This is a genomic window from Mesorhizobium silamurunense, from assembly GCF_014843905.1.
Classification (GTDB): domain Bacteria; phylum Pseudomonadota; class Alphaproteobacteria; order Rhizobiales; family Rhizobiaceae; genus Mesorhizobium; species Mesorhizobium silamurunense.
On sequence record NZ_LPVS01000259.1, the window covers coordinates 28,750 to 41,396 of the forward strand.

Consider the following 12,647-nt stretch of genomic DNA (forward strand, 5'->3'; position numbering starts at 1 on the left):
GTTCACCTGAGGCCTCTTGCGAATACCTTCCACGCAGGCGCTGCGCGCCCTCGACAGTTTTGCTCGTCACGGCAGCGTGTGGCGCGCCGCCGACGAGCTCCACCTCACCCGAAGCGCGGTCTCGCATCAGCTTCGGCTGCTCGAACGCGACCTCGGCTTCGATCTGTTGCAGCGCATCGGCAAGGGCGTGGCGCTGACGCCACGCGGCCAGCGCTACGCGGCCGATGTCAGGAAGGCGCTGACCGTGCTCGGCGACGCGGGAACGCACAACAGCGGCGCCGGCGTCGGCGGTTCCTTCGGCATCTCCTGTCCGCCGGGCTTCGCCTCGATGTTCCTGTGCACCCATATCGGCGAGTTCCAGCAGATGTATCCGGACGTCGCGCTCTCCGTGCTGACGCCGCGGCGGCTCGACGATGTCAGCAATCCGGAGGCCGACGCTTTCATCGCCTTCGGCGTCGGCAACTGGCCGAACCGGGCGGTGGAACTGCTTTGCGAAGTCTCCTTCACGCCGCTCTGCAGCCCGACGCTGCTCAACAAGGTCGGCGGCTTTTCCAAACCGGCCGACGTGCTGCGCGCCAATCTGCTGCATCTCAGCGACACCGAGGACTGGGCGCGCTGGCTGGCGCTGTCCAAGGTGGAAAATCCCGACACCGAGGGCGGCATCTTCTTTTCCGACATGAACCTCGTGTTTTCGGCGGCGATCGCCGGCCAGGGGATTGCCATGGGTGACGAGCTGACCGGCCGCCGGGCGCTGAGCGAAGGCCGGCTGGTCAAGCCGTTCGAAGCCACCGTCCCCTCGCCGCGCTCCTACTATCTGGTCTTCGAGCATGCCAAGGCCGGCCATCCGGTGCTCGATGCCTTCAGCGACTGGCTGAGGGCGAAGCTGTCGGAGAACAGGCTCTAATCTCCCCCTTGAGGGGAGGCGGCCGCGAAGCGGCCAGAGGGGGTCGTCTCACGTAGAGCGCCGGCGCCATCGGCGTCGCGAACGGCGTTGGCGCTTCACGCGCGGCGGCCCCCTCTGTCGCCTTCGGCGACATCTCCCCCTCAAGGGGGAGATTTGGCGCCACCCGTGAATCAAATTTGCCGATCAGGCGAAAACTATTCGGTTGCGGTGAGCCCCGGCCCTGCCTACGATTTGGACCAACGGTGAGGATAGACGCAGGATGCAGCAACCCGGCCGGGCCGCAGAGATCAAGGCGAACGGGATCGGCAAGAGCTTCGGCTCGTTCCGGGCGCTGGACGACCTGACGCTCGATATCGGCCGCGGCGAGTTCCTGACGCTGCTCGGGCCTTCCGGCTCCGGCAAGACCACTTTCCTGATGATTTTGGCCGGCTTCGTGCAACCGAGCGAGGGCCGGCTTTTCAGCGATGGCGTCGATATCACCGACCGCCCGGCCGAACAGCGCGCCGCCGGCATGGTGTTCCAGGGCTATGCGCTCTTCCCGCATATGAGCGTGGAACAGAACATCGCCTTCCCGCTCAAGGTGCGCAAGAAATCCGCCACCGAGATCAAGCGGCGCGTCGGCGAGATGGTTGAGCGCGTCGGGCTCAAGGGTCACGAAAAGAAGCTGCCGGCGCAGCTTTCCGGCGGCCAGCAGCAGCGCGTGGCGCTGGCCCGCGCGCTTGTGTTCGAGCCGGGCGTGCTTCTCCTCGACGAGCCCTTCTCGGCGCTGGACAAGAGCCTGCGCGGCCAGATGCAGGCCGAGATGAAGCGGCTGCACCAGGAGACTGGCACCACCTTCGTCTTCGTCACCCACGACCAGAGCGAAGCACTGGCGCTGTCTTCGCGCGTCGCCATCTTCAACCACGGCAAGCTGTTGCAGGTGGGCAGGCCGGACGAGGTCTACGACCGGCCGGACAATCGCTTCGTCGCCGAATTCCTGGGCGAAATCAACATGCTGCCGGTCAAGGGCGTCAAGCCCGCCGACAATGGCGCGACGGGCCTGTGCGAGGACCGCGCGGTCAACATGCGATGCAAGGCCGAGAAGGTCCGCGGCGACGCCATCCTGGCCATCCGACCCGAGCACATGTCGATCGCGCGGGAAGCGGCGGCCGGCGAGAACGGCATTGCGGCGACCGCGATCGCCTCGACCTATCTTGGCGCCGCGACCAAGCTCGACCTCACCACGCGCCAGGGCGCGAAGGTCACCGTGTCGGTGCCGAACGAGGTGGCGGCGGCAGCGCTCAGCAAAGGCAATTCCGTCTGGCTGACCTGGCCGGCCGAAAAAGGCTTCCTCCTTCCGGACGGAGGACAATGAGCACCGAAGCGGCCTGACATCGCCACACCGGCTTTCCGGATCAGATAAACGACAACAAGGGGAACTGACATGAGCGATACGAAGAAACAGACCATCGAATCCCTTGCCGAAAGGGCAAAGTGCGGCGAGATCTCGCGCCGGCAATTCGCGCAGCTTGCAGGCCTCGTGCTCGCCGGCACGCCGATGCTTTTGCGCTCGACCCAGTCCTTCGCCGAGACGAAAGGACTGGTGCTGGTGAACTGGGGCGGCGACGCCATCACGGCATACGACGCCGCCTACGGCCAGGCCTTCACCAAGGACACCGGCATCCCGGTCAAGATGGACGGCTCGGGCCCGACCGAAGGCGCGATCGCTGCGCAGTTCAAGAGCGGCGCACCGACCTGGGATCTGGTCGACGTCGATCCGTTCTCGGCGATCACGCTGGGCGGCCAGGGCATGCTCGAGCCGATCGACTATACGATCGTCGACAAGAAGAAGATGCGCGAGGGTTTTGGTTGGGAATATGCAGCCTCGACCTATTTCTTCTCCTATGTGATCGCCTACGACTCGCAGAAATTCGGCAGCAATGCGCCGACCGGCATGGCCGATTTCTTCGACGTCAAGAAATTTCCCGGTAAGCGCTCGCTCTACAAATGGGGCGTATCGAGCTGGGAGGCAGCCCTTCTCGCCGACGGCGTCGCGCCGGCCTCGCTCTATCCGCTGGATCTCAAGCGCGCGCATGACAAGATCGCCGCCTTCAAGGAAAACGTCGTCTCCTATTGGGGCGGCGGCGCCGAAAGTCAGAGCGTGCTGCTCAACGGCGAGGCCTCGATGGCGATCGTGTGGTCGACGCGCGCCTCGCTGATCGAGCAGGACTCGGGCGGCCAGATCAAGTTCATCTGGGACCAGGGCCTGATCTCGCCCGGCGCGCTCGCGGTGCTGAAGAACAATCCCGGCGGCAAGGAAGCGGCGATGAAGTTCATCGCCAGCACGCAGGATCCGCAGAAGGAGCTGGTGATGTTCGACAAGCTCGGCCAGGGTCCCGCAAACCCCGCGGCCGACGCGCTGATCCCGGCCGACAAGAAGCGCATCAACCCGGTCGATCCGGAGAACATGAAGAAGCAGATCCCGCTCGACATGGATTGGTACGCAAAGAACTACGGCGCCGCGCTCGACGAATATACCAAGATCATCTCGGCCTGATCAGGCCGAGATACCGAGCCGACATGAGAGGCACTCTCTCCGACAGGATGGGCGCGGCGCTGTTGATGGCGCCGCTGCTCCTGTTCCTGATCCTTGCCTATGCCTGGCCCTTCCTCGGCGTGGTGAAGTGGAGTTTTACCCTCCCCACGCCCGGCTTCGGCCAGTACCATGCCCTGCTCACCGATGACCTGGTTCAATCGGTGTTCATCCGTACGCTGCGCATCGCGGCGATCGTCACCGTGGTCTCGGTCACCGCCGCCTATGCGATCACCGTGGTGTGGGTGCGCGGCAGCCCGGTGCAGCGCGTGCTTGCCGAGTTCTGCATTCTGGTGCCGTTCTGGATCTCGGTGCTGACGCGCGCCTTCGGCTGGGTGGCGCTGTTGTCCAACCGCGGTCTCATCAACACCTGGCTGCAATCGATCGGCTTCATCTCCGAGCCGCTGACGCTGGTGCGCAACGAGTTCGGCGTCATCGTCGGCATGTCGCATTTCCTCATCCCCTTCGCGGTGTTCCCGCTGGCGTCCGCCATGCGCAGCCTCGACGAGCGCGTGCTCTTGGCGGCGCGCGGGCTTGGCTCCAGCCGCATGCGCACCTTCTGGACGGTGTTCGTGCCGATGACGCGCTCCGGCATCATCGGCTCGGCGCTGATCACTTTCGTCTTCTCGCTCGGCTTCTTCGTCACGCCAGCGATCCTCGGCGGCGGCCGCAGCGTGATGATCGCGGAGCTCATCTACCTGCGCATCTTCCAGAGCCCGGATTGGGGACTGGGCGCGGCGATCAGCGTCGTGCTGGTGGTGTTTGTCGGCGCGCTGATGGCGCTCGTCTTCCGCTACGTCAAACCGAAGCAACTGGTGTAGCGCGATGCCGACCTACCGCCCCGGTCCCGTCTCGCTGGCGCTCGCCGTCCTGGTGGCGCTGTTCCTGCTTATGCCGTTGCTCGCCGTCATTCCGGTGTCGCTGACGCCGAGCCGCATGCTGACCATGCCGACGGGCGAACTGTCGCTGCGCCATTATCGCTCGCTGATCGAGGATCCGCGCTGGCTGGATTCCATCCTGCTTTCGCTGCGGATCGGCGTGGTGAGCAGCGCGCTCTCCACCGTGCTCGCGCTCACGTTCAGCCTGGGCGTGTGGATGTTCCAGCCGCGCTTCACCGCCGCCCTCGTCGGCTTCGTGCTGTTGCCGATGGTGGTGCCGCCGGTGGTCTCGGCGGTGACGCTCTATTTCCTGCTCACCTCGGTGTCCGGCATCTCGTCCTTCTTCGGCTACGACACATGGCTGGGTGTGGCGATGGCGCATTCGGTGATGACCGTGCCTTTCGCGACGGTGCTGATGCTGGTCTCGCTCAGCCAGCTCGACCGGCGCATCGACCTCGCCGCGCGCGGGCTCGGCGCCAGCGTGTGGGAGCGCACGACACGCGTCATCATGCCCAACATCAAGTTTGGCATCGTCACCGCGGCGCTCCTCTCCTTCGTGCTTTCCTGGGAAGAGATCGGCGTGACGCTGTTCATCACCTCGGTGAACGCGATCACCCTGCCCCGGCTGATGTGGATGGGCCTGCGCGACAACATCGACCCGGCGATCGCGGCGCTCTCGGTGATCCTCATCATCATCACGGTGCTGGTGCTCGCGGTGCGCAGCGTCATCACGCGCCGGCAAGCTGCACCGTAAGAAACGAAAAGAGGCCCGCCGGGAGCGACGGGCCTCGTCAGGCGCCAAAGTGGAAGTTCGGCTCCTAATGATCCGGGGGTGTGGATCGCGCACAGCCTAGCCAACAGAGGCCCGACGGTCGATCTACAAATCCGTAAACTTCGGGCCGGCAAGAGCAAGCGGCGTCGACAAAAAGGGTCGCACTATCATCGCCTTGCGAGCATCCGAGAGCACGCCGGTGCGGCGCCCTTCAATCAAAAGTGATGGGAACGCCGGCGCGACGTCGAGCCGGACCGGCATAGCGACGGCCGCTCCCGCCATGCGAGGCGATCAGGCGAGCGCTCAGAGGGTTACCGATTTCCCGGCAGCATTCTGGTCAGGATCGTGTCCCGGCGAACGAAGTGATGATAGAGCGCGGCCAGGGCGTGCACACCGGCCACGATCAGTATGCCGTTTGCGCACAGCGAATGCAGTTCGCGAACGGTTCGCGCGGTCGCTCTGTCCGGGGCAAACGGGGCCGGCACGATGAACAGACCGAAGAAGCTCAACACGTCGCCCCTGAACCAGGTCAAAAGGATGCCAAGGACGGGAATCGCGACGAGCAGCGCGTAGAGAATGAAATGCCCGATCCTGGCGGCGGTACGCTCCGGGGCAGGCATATCCGCCGGCAGGCGCGGCGCTCCTCTCATGCCGCGCAGGACGACCCGCCAAAAGACGAGCGCGGCGAGCAGAAGTCCGAACGAAATATGCAGCCGCCAGACGGCGTCGAGGGTCGGATCCCCGCGGGGCAGCAGGTCTTCGCCATAGGTCAGGGCGTAGAGCAATACGACCAGGGCAAAGAGCGCCCAATGCAGGAACTTTTGGGTGGACGTGTAGGCGTCACTGGGCATTCGGCGCGGCTCCGTGAGGCGCGTCGCGCAGAAACGGGTTCAGGCGACGCGTTTTAAGTCTTTGTTTTGATGCATGTCGTTTTCCCAAAACCGCTGCGCACTTTTGGGCGACATGCATCAGACAGACAGCCGCTGTCTCAAGCGCATTCCCGGCGAACTTGTGGCCGCTAAATTACGAATTTGTAATGGGAATTACGGATCCGGAATATTCCGGCCAAACAATAGGCAAAAGCGGATACGCGGCGCCGCGCGGCGCGTTGCCATCCCGTTTGCATCCGCGCCTTTAGAAGGCACCGCGCAGGCGAAGACCCTCAGGCCTTCGCCTGCGTCGCAGCCGATCAGGCGGCCTGCGGCCGCCGCATCCTTTCAACCAGAGCCTGCCGGGCCGGGCCGGCGAGCGGCCTGTCCATGGTCAGCAGGCCGTCGAGGAGAGCGAGGAGCTCGCGCGCTGCGGACGACTTGCAGGAGTAGTAGACCATCTGGCGGTCGCGGCGGGTGTCGACCAGGCCAAACCTGCGCAGTTTGGCCAAGTGCTGGGAGAGTGCGGACTGGCTGAGTTCGACCTTGTCGGCAAGCGTGCCGACCGACAGTTCGCCCTCGGCCAGGTAGTTCATGATGAGCAGACGCTTCTCGTTGCCCATCACCGCAAGAAAGGCTGCGGCGCTTTCTGCGTTGGCGGTAAGTTTCTTCGTCACCATCGATTTCCCCATGTCCATGCTCTTCCGAGGCCATGGGGGCAATGGCTTCAGAATTCCAGAGCATTTGGTGGGCCTGCTCCGACACGGAACCTGCCCTGCTTCTTTATTCGACCAAACCCCTTCGTAACCCGGTTGCCACCACGTCGGGATATTGGCCTCGGACAGCATGCGCCGCGTTGCTGCGTGACGCAAGTTGGCGCAGACTCGGAATAATTCCGCGCCGCTAATGAGTATCAGCGCTTCGTTGTTTCAGCAAGGATATAGCGAAGCTGGCCCAGTATCCGGCATGCCTCCGGGCAAGACAATGGGACGAAATCCCATCGGCCGGGGCGCCACGACGCACATTGTCGCCATCTCCTTGAGACTCACCCTCGTTTCGGAACCCGTGCTAATATTAGCCGGGGCAGAAAAGGGGGACATGAGCTGAAGGAGGAGGCCCGTGTCCAATATGTCACAAAACACGTTCACACCCGCCGAGACGGCCCTGTTCGGGCGCGTCTTCGAGAGCGGGCGAGTCGATGGAGAAACCGAAGAGCAGAAGGAAGCGCGCGCCTCGCGCATCATCGCCAACTACATGGCCGGCATCACCGATGAGGCGGAACTCATCGAACTGTCCCGCAAACCGCTCGGAAGATAGACAGGAACCATCTCCGCTGCCGGCGCGCTGCTCACATCCTGTTGAAATATCGGGATGAAACCTGCCGGGCAGTTGCGCGTTTATCATCCGCTCACAATGCATCAGGGGTTTCGCGATGATCCAGGGATGGTTTTCCAGGCCGGTCGAAGTCGCCGTCGGCGTGGCAGGCTCGATCCGACACATTTCCAATGCGCAGCAGGCCGTGGAATTGCTGACGGGCCAATGGCGCGACGCCGGCAGCGCGCAGCATGGCGCGGCGCTGCGCGCCTGCCGCCGGGCAATGAGCGGCGACGTTCCGGCCGACAATGCCAGGGAAGCCTTCATCAGCGCCGCGCGCGAAGCGCATGTGCTGGTCGAATAGGCCCAAGGCGGTACTTGACGACCTGCCTATCGGTAGAAGAGCCACAAAAGCACCACCACCGCGAACGCCGCCGGGGAAAGCAGGATTGCGGCCCGCAAAACGCACATGGGCAGGTAGAGCGGATTGGCCATGCCTGGCGGTGCCGGCACTTATCGGTTGCGCAATTCGACGGGGGTTTTGCGCGAATTTGCGGCTAGCCGGCGCGCCGGCCGAAACCGCTGCTTGGCGCCCGCTTCGGCGTGCGAACGGCTGCGCTCAGCCTCCTCATAGAGCCCGAAAGCGGTCGCCATCAACGTGGCGACGGTCATGGTGGATGCAAGCACGGCGATCAGCATGAGAGGTTCCCCGCGTTTCAACTGCGTGTCGGATCCCGATTATCGCCGCGGGCGACAGCGCAGCCAGTGACTTTGGTCACGTGTTTTTGCGCGGCGCGCCGGTAAAATGAATCCCGGCTGTGAGCCGACCCGGACGGCCGATCGCCGACCTCAAAATTCTTCGGAACATTATCGGGAGTGGATGGTTAATGCGCGGGTCCGCCAATCATCCCGGACCCGCATCCCAATAGGCGCCTGCCGGCGCCGTCGCTCGATCAAAAAGACCACCATACGAACGGAGGATGTGATGAACGACGTCTGGTTTTCCGAGCCGGTCGTGATCGATTTCGAACCAAGCGGACAACACAAGGTCTCGAGCTGCTTCGAAGCAGTCGAATGCCTCGACCAGCGCTGGCCAAGACGGGCGCGCGACGGCGCCTGGCGGTCGGCAAGCCGCGTCTGCCGCGACGCACTCGACGGCTTGAGAAGTCCCGTCGAAGCGCGCAAGATCCTGCGCAGAGCGGCGAAGGCCGCCGGCCTGCTGGCCTGAAGCGCATCGCGGTCCCGGGCGGAGAAACGGGCACCCGGATCGTGTCGAGTTGCCCCCGGCCCTCGGCGGTCCGCAAGCCGAGAAAATTTCGGAACATCGCAGCCGCCGACCTGTTTCTTCCCCGTAGTCTCCTGACTACGGGGTTCCAGACCCAAGCCGAGTCCGTTCCGACTTCCCATCGCCGGGGCGGGCTTGATTTTGCGCTGGGCAATCTGGACGGAAAACCGCACCGCGGCCGACGTATACTGGAGAGCGTTCAGAGCGCATCCCACGGGGTACATGAAAACGTCGGCCGCCGCGCTTCAGGGCGCCTTTTTGTTCAGGCCCTTTCATTTTGGCGAGTTGGGCCTCCGCGTTCAACGCGAAGACCGGGCCGTGGTGAACGGGAGGTTACTATCCACAGGATGTCCCGATCGACCCGGACCGTTTCGCCGCGTCGATCAGCCGAACCCACCGAGCACTTCCGGGAATTGAACCGCCATTGCCCTGTCGTCCGCCTGCCTGGCGTAGATCTGGTGCATTTTCGCCCCGTCATAGCGCGCGCGGCGGCGATGAACGTCCCTGCCGAAGAGGCCTCCCAAGACGTCGAAACGGCGCCTGAAACGCTTCAGCAATCCGCGTTCGAATGGGAACCTTTGCCGAAAAGGCTCACCCCATGGCGTATCCTTCGCAAGGTCGCGGTAAACCGCCAGTGCCTCGAGTTCAACATCTATTTGCTTTTCCCATGGCTTGCTGCCCGCAAAGTGGCGCGCATAGGCTTGCGGGAATCGATATTCCCTGCTGACCGACATCAGATTCCAGTTCGGGTGCATCGTCTGCCACTTGCCCTCGAACGCGACATTGAGCGCGTTCTGATCGTTCATTTTTCCATGAATGGCGGTCTGGCGCGTCCTCTCCAGGAGGCCTTCCGTGCGCACTGCGTCCATGTCGAAGACCACCACGCCGGAATTGAAGTATGGCGCGCCCGGCTGCATCCCGAGGCTTTTGCGATAAGACGGCCGGAAGTACATATAATCGTCGTGGGCCGCGAGCAGAGGCGCGCCAAGCTCCTGGCAGGCCAGGTCGTTAATGTCGCGATTGAACAGGACATCACAGTCAGTGTAGGCGACCCGGCCATAACCGTCGAATTGCGGTAGCAGGTCTGCGAACAGGCGGACATAGGCAGCGATGCTGTAGGTACCAAAACGGAAGCCAACGCGATCCATGAAGTCGGACACGTCGAGCAACGCTACTCTGTCGCCAAGCAGTCGCCTCGCGACTTGCATATCGCGCTCATGAGCCTTCACGTGGAGAATGAAGCCATCAATTGGCGCGGAAACATCCAATATCCGCCGCGCCGCCAGGCATGCATAGGGAAAATAATTGCTATCCGTGGCCAAGAAGTAGCATGGGCGCTGCAAGCCAGCCTCCGTGATATCGAGCTTCGCATGATGGGTCGATCAAAAATCGATCGCGATTATCCGGCTAAGCCACCCGAATGTTTATCCCAGCCGCACTACACCCGAGCCGGTGCCTGCCACAAAATGCCTGTCGATGAAAGGCTCGATGGGGCCGGTGAGCGTGCCGGCTTCCCTTTTGATCTTATCGTCATCCCATTCCCACCACCGGATTGCCAACAGCTTGGAAATCACATCCTCAGAAAACCGGTACCTGATCAATCGGGCCGGAGACCCGCCGACGATCGCATAGGGCGGCACGTCCTTGGTTACCACAGCCCCTGCGCCGACGACCGCGCCATCGCCGACTACGACCCCCGGCAATATTATAGCGCCGTGGCCAATCCAGACGTCATTGCCGATTGTGACGCCACTCGGTTTGCCGCCATTTCCGACGGGATCGGATTGCTTTAGCATCCGGCTGTGGATCGGAAATGTCGTGGCGCGATCGGTCAAATGCTGACCGGAGCACATGAAAAGCACTTCACCCGCGATCGAGCAGAAAGCCCCAACCGTCAGCGGGGCCTCCTTCGAGGCGAAAAAAACCTTCCGCCGTGACACACCATAGGTGTGGCGTCCTACCGTCACGTATTCCGGCAGTTTCGAGCGAGCGTTCCTCAACCAGTCGGATAATACGGACATTCTGAAAGCCTACCCCAGCACAATAACGACATAGCCGCAGACGGACCAAATCCACAAGCCTGAGGTTTCACAAGCCGGGCGAGTGATCTTCAGGCTGGGAGCAGATTGCCGAAGATACCGGTTGCAGCCTTTTTCGTCTGTTGGCGCTGTGTTTTGCGGTGGATTGCGCCTGGGAGTGTTGCTAGTGGAGCGAACGGCCCGCTCCACTTAATCGAATGAACGACTTGACCGAATGAATGACCTCTTTGGTTACATCGCCTATGGCGACAACGAGCTCTATCACTTTGGCGCGCTACTCAGCGCGCTTAAGCTTCTGCACCATTGCCCCGGCGCCAGGATAATCGTCGCAACTGACAGACCGGCATTCTTTCGCGGATACCCGCTTGAGACGATACTTGTGAGCGCCGAGAAGAAGAACGAGCTATCCTTCGATTGGCGCTACCATTTCGGCATCAAGGCTGGCGGCCTTATCGAGCTTTTGAAGCGCGCTGACCGATTGCTTTTCATGGACACGGACATGTACCCGGTCGGGAATCTATCCCGTGCCTTCGAGGCCATTACGCCCTGCAATTCAATCATGCGTCTTTGCGAGGGGCCGCATGCTTGGTGCCCGCGGCTGGAGGGCAAGGGTGTTCGGGTCGGCGACTATGTTGTGACCGGCCATGAGCCGATGTGGAATAGCGGCATCCTCGGCGTGCATCGCGACAACCTTCCTGCCCTGCTCGACGCCTATCCTCCGATCCTCGCCGTTCATGAGATCGCGAAGATAGATGCTGCTGAGCAGTTCTGCATTGGGATCGCCCTATCCCAAGATGGCCGAACCATCAGCCCGCATCGCCTGAAAATCAGGAACTACAACACGCGGGGCAAAAAGCTGTTCGCCGGGCCGCGCGTTCGTAAATTCTTCAATGTCTACGGCGACGCGCCAATTGCTCAGCAAATTGCAGAAGCCGCTCGATATCGTCTTTGGCGAACGCCTGTAGACTTATGGCACCAGCGACAGATGTGGTCGCGTTGACTCCGGCCATTCGTTCGGCTGTTTTTCGCTTCAAGGCAAAAGAAGAATATCGCGCGGGTCAGACAGATCGCGAATATCGATCTCCCTCTCCTGCTTTTCGTTAAGGACCACGCACCGGCTGTAGTATCGCGACAGGTATTCGGTCATTTCCTTGATCTTTACAGCCCCGTACCTGACGGGCTGACCTCCATGACCGTGGCGATTCGATGCTCAACCAGATCGCCGGCCGATCGTCGGCGAACACCCCTTATGCTGCGCGCAAAGTTGGAATAGCACTCACATCCACTTCGCGCTCGGCATGCCAGGCGTCATAGGCAGCCTGCATACGAAGCCAGATGGCGGCGCCATCGCCGAACATCTTTCCAAGCCGCGCCGCGACGGCCGGCGATACCGGCTTCCTCTCACGGGTGATGTCGTAAAGCTGCTGTCGCGAAATGCCCAGCAGCCTGGCAATCTCCACCTTGGTCTTTCCGGTCGCCGGGATGATGTCCTCAAGCAGCGCTCCCGGGTGGGACGGGCCGCGCTCGATCGGACGCTTCGGCTTGTGCTCGCTCATAAACAGACGTCTCCAATCTGTCCGCCTCAGTGATATTGCTCGAAGTCGACGCGGGCGGCGTCCTTGCCGTCGAATTCGAACGTGATGCACCACGGACCGTTCACATGGACCCTGTAGCGTGTCGGGTCGAAGCCCTTCAAAGCATGAAAATCAAAACCCGGAAGGTTCATGTCTTCGGGCCGCTCGGAGGCTTCGAGACGGTCAAGCCTGACAAGGATACGCTGGTGGTCGATCTTCCCGGTCTTGCCGGCTGAGAATAGGTCCGCCAGCGCCTTGCTCTTGAACGACTCGATCATACCGTCATGTAAGCAAATAGCATACACACGTCAAGGTTTCGTAAGCGAAAAGCATACACAGATGGACTGACGACTTCGAGATTGTTCTGCCATTCTCCAGATTGGGAAACTGTGCCCTTCCCGAGAGATGGGTGACAGTTCATTCCGGATAGATGGGTTACA

16 protein-coding genes are annotated in these 12,647 nt (G+C 62.1%); 9 read left to right on the plus strand and 7 right to left on the minus strand.

Annotation, left to right across the window (positions count from 1 at the left end):
• Nucleotides 1–16 precede the first annotated feature (16 nt).
• From AU465_RS35600 to AU465_RS35620, 5 genes are all read left to right on the plus strand, one after another.
• Nucleotides 17–904 carry a LysR substrate-binding domain-containing protein gene (locus tag AU465_RS35600; RefSeq protein WP_192258124.1) on the plus strand — a complete coding sequence of 296 codons (888 nt, stop codon included), beginning with the start codon at nt 17–19 and terminating at the stop codon, nt 902–904.
• Nucleotides 905–1,163: 259 nt separating this feature from the next.
• Nucleotides 1,164–2,258 (plus strand): ABC transporter ATP-binding protein, encoded by a 1,095-nt coding sequence (locus tag AU465_RS35605; protein WP_192258127.1) that lies wholly within the window; start codon nt 1,164–1,166, stop codon nt 2,256–2,258.
• Nucleotides 2,259–2,327: 69 nt separating this feature from the next.
• The gene (locus AU465_RS35610; RefSeq protein ID WP_192258129.1) at nt 2,328–3,440 is read left to right on the plus strand and encodes an ABC transporter substrate-binding protein; all 1,113 of its coding nucleotides are present in this window, start codon (nt 2,328–2,330) and stop codon (nt 3,438–3,440) included.
• Nucleotides 3,441–3,463: 23 nt separating this feature from the next.
• Complete coding sequence (locus tag AU465_RS35615) at nt 3,464–4,297, plus strand: ABC transporter permease (protein ID WP_192258131.1); 834 nt, start codon at nt 3,464–3,466, stop codon at nt 4,295–4,297.
• A 4-nt stretch (nt 4,298–4,301) separates the two neighbouring features.
• Nucleotides 4,302–5,108, plus strand: a complete 807-nt coding sequence (locus AU465_RS35620; RefSeq protein WP_192258133.1) for an ABC transporter permease — start codon at nt 4,302–4,304, stop codon at nt 5,106–5,108.
• Nucleotides 5,109–5,437: 329 nt separating this feature from the next.
• Here AU465_RS35620 and AU465_RS35625 read toward each other — a convergent pair whose 3' ends face one another.
• Nucleotides 5,438–5,977: a cytochrome b gene (locus AU465_RS35625; RefSeq protein WP_192258135.1), complete on the minus strand. Its 540-nt coding sequence runs from the start codon at nt 5,975–5,977 to the stop codon at nt 5,438–5,440.
• Nucleotides 5,978–6,315: 338 nt separating this feature from the next.
• Entirely contained in the window at nt 6,316–6,675 is a 360-nt protein-coding gene (locus AU465_RS35630; protein WP_059186266.1) for an ArsR/SmtB family transcription factor, read from the minus strand.
• Nucleotides 6,676–7,123: 448 nt separating this feature from the next.
• On the opposite strand from AU465_RS35630, the gene AU465_RS35635 reads away from it, so the two are divergent.
• Nucleotides 7,124–7,312, plus strand: a complete 189-nt coding sequence (locus tag AU465_RS35635) for a hypothetical protein (protein WP_192258156.1) — start codon at nt 7,124–7,126, stop codon at nt 7,310–7,312.
• A gap of 115 nt (nt 7,313–7,427) precedes the next feature.
• Complete coding sequence (locus AU465_RS35640; protein ID WP_059186167.1) at nt 7,428–7,673, plus strand: DUF982 domain-containing protein; 246 nt, start codon at nt 7,428–7,430, stop codon at nt 7,671–7,673.
• A gap of 149 nt (nt 7,674–7,822) precedes the next feature.
• Here AU465_RS35640 and AU465_RS35645 read toward each other — a convergent pair whose 3' ends face one another.
• Nucleotides 7,823–8,008 carry a hypothetical protein gene (locus tag AU465_RS35645; RefSeq protein WP_192258158.1) on the minus strand — a complete coding sequence of 62 codons (186 nt, stop codon included), beginning with the start codon at nt 8,006–8,008 and terminating at the stop codon, nt 7,823–7,825.
• 286 nt (nt 8,009–8,294) lie between these two features.
• Here AU465_RS35645 and AU465_RS35650 point away from each other — a divergent pair, with 286 nt between their 5' ends.
• Nucleotides 8,295–8,537: a DUF982 domain-containing protein gene (locus AU465_RS35650; protein ID WP_192258137.1), complete on the plus strand. Its 243-nt coding sequence runs from the start codon at nt 8,295–8,297 to the stop codon at nt 8,535–8,537.
• A gap of 440 nt (nt 8,538–8,977) precedes the next feature.
• Here AU465_RS35650 and AU465_RS35655 read toward each other — a convergent pair whose 3' ends face one another.
• Both AU465_RS35655 and AU465_RS37585 read right to left on the minus strand, forming a co-directional pair.
• On the minus strand, nt 8,978–9,916 hold the full coding sequence (locus tag AU465_RS35655) for a glycosyltransferase family 8 protein (RefSeq protein ID WP_192258139.1): 939 nt from the start codon (nt 9,914–9,916) through the stop codon (nt 8,978–8,980).
• A gap of 102 nt (nt 9,917–10,018) precedes the next feature.
• Nucleotides 10,019–10,615: a CatB-related O-acetyltransferase gene (locus AU465_RS37585; RefSeq protein WP_192258141.1), complete on the minus strand. Its 597-nt coding sequence runs from the start codon at nt 10,613–10,615 to the stop codon at nt 10,019–10,021.
• 232 nt (nt 10,616–10,847) lie between these two features.
• Between AU465_RS37585 and AU465_RS35665 the strand changes: the two genes are divergently transcribed.
• Entirely contained in the window at nt 10,848–11,633 is a 786-nt protein-coding gene (locus AU465_RS35665; RefSeq protein ID WP_192258143.1) for a hypothetical protein, read from the plus strand.
• A 247-nt stretch (nt 11,634–11,880) separates the two neighbouring features.
• Here the strand turns inward: AU465_RS35665 and AU465_RS35670 are convergent, their stop codons facing one another.
• Nucleotides 11,881–12,189, minus strand: coding sequence for a HigA family addiction module antitoxin (locus AU465_RS35670; RefSeq protein WP_192258145.1), 309 nt, complete (start codon nt 12,187–12,189; stop codon nt 11,881–11,883).
• A gap of 26 nt (nt 12,190–12,215) precedes the next feature.
• On the minus strand, nt 12,216–12,485 hold the full coding sequence (locus AU465_RS35675) for a type II toxin-antitoxin system RelE/ParE family toxin (RefSeq protein ID WP_192258147.1): 270 nt from the start codon (nt 12,483–12,485) through the stop codon (nt 12,216–12,218).
• Nucleotides 12,486–12,647 lie beyond the last annotated feature (162 nt).

Coding starts and splice junctions, on each gene's coding strand:
- AU465_RS35605 (WP_192258127.1), top strand. CDS start 1,164: ATGCAGCAACCCGGCCGGGCCGCAGAGATCAAGGCGAACGGGATCGGC.
- AU465_RS35650 (WP_192258137.1), top strand. CDS start 8,295: ATGAACGACGTCTGGTTTTCCGAGCCGGTCGTGATCGATTTCGAACCA.
- AU465_RS35625 (WP_192258135.1), bottom strand. CDS start 5,977: ATGCCCAGTGACGCCTACACGTCCACCCAAAAGTTCCTGCATTGGGCG.
- AU465_RS35670 (WP_192258145.1), bottom strand. CDS start 12,189: ATGAGCGAGCACAAGCCGAAGCGTCCGATCGAGCGCGGCCCGTCCCAC.
- AU465_RS35635 (WP_192258156.1), top strand. CDS start 7,124: ATGTCACAAAACACGTTCACACCCGCCGAGACGGCCCTGTTCGGGCGC.
- AU465_RS35615 (WP_192258131.1), top strand. CDS start 3,464: ATGAGAGGCACTCTCTCCGACAGGATGGGCGCGGCGCTGTTGATGGCG.
- AU465_RS35620 (WP_192258133.1), top strand. CDS start 4,302: ATGCCGACCTACCGCCCCGGTCCCGTCTCGCTGGCGCTCGCCGTCCTG.
- AU465_RS35640 (WP_059186167.1), top strand. CDS start 7,428: ATGATCCAGGGATGGTTTTCCAGGCCGGTCGAAGTCGCCGTCGGCGTG.
- AU465_RS37585 (WP_192258141.1), bottom strand. CDS start 10,615: ATGTCCGTATTATCCGACTGGTTGAGGAACGCTCGCTCGAAACTGCCG.
- AU465_RS35645 (WP_192258158.1), bottom strand. CDS start 8,008: ATGCTGATCGCCGTGCTTGCATCCACCATGACCGTCGCCACGTTGATG.
- AU465_RS35630 (WP_059186266.1), bottom strand. CDS start 6,675: ATGGTGACGAAGAAACTTACCGCCAACGCAGAAAGCGCCGCAGCCTTT.
- AU465_RS35610 (WP_192258129.1), top strand. CDS start 2,328: ATGAGCGATACGAAGAAACAGACCATCGAATCCCTTGCCGAAAGGGCA.
- AU465_RS35675 (WP_192258147.1), bottom strand. CDS start 12,485: ATGATCGAGTCGTTCAAGAGCAAGGCGCTGGCGGACCTATTCTCAGCC.
- AU465_RS35665 (WP_192258143.1), top strand. CDS start 10,848: ATGAATGACCTCTTTGGTTACATCGCCTATGGCGACAACGAGCTCTAT.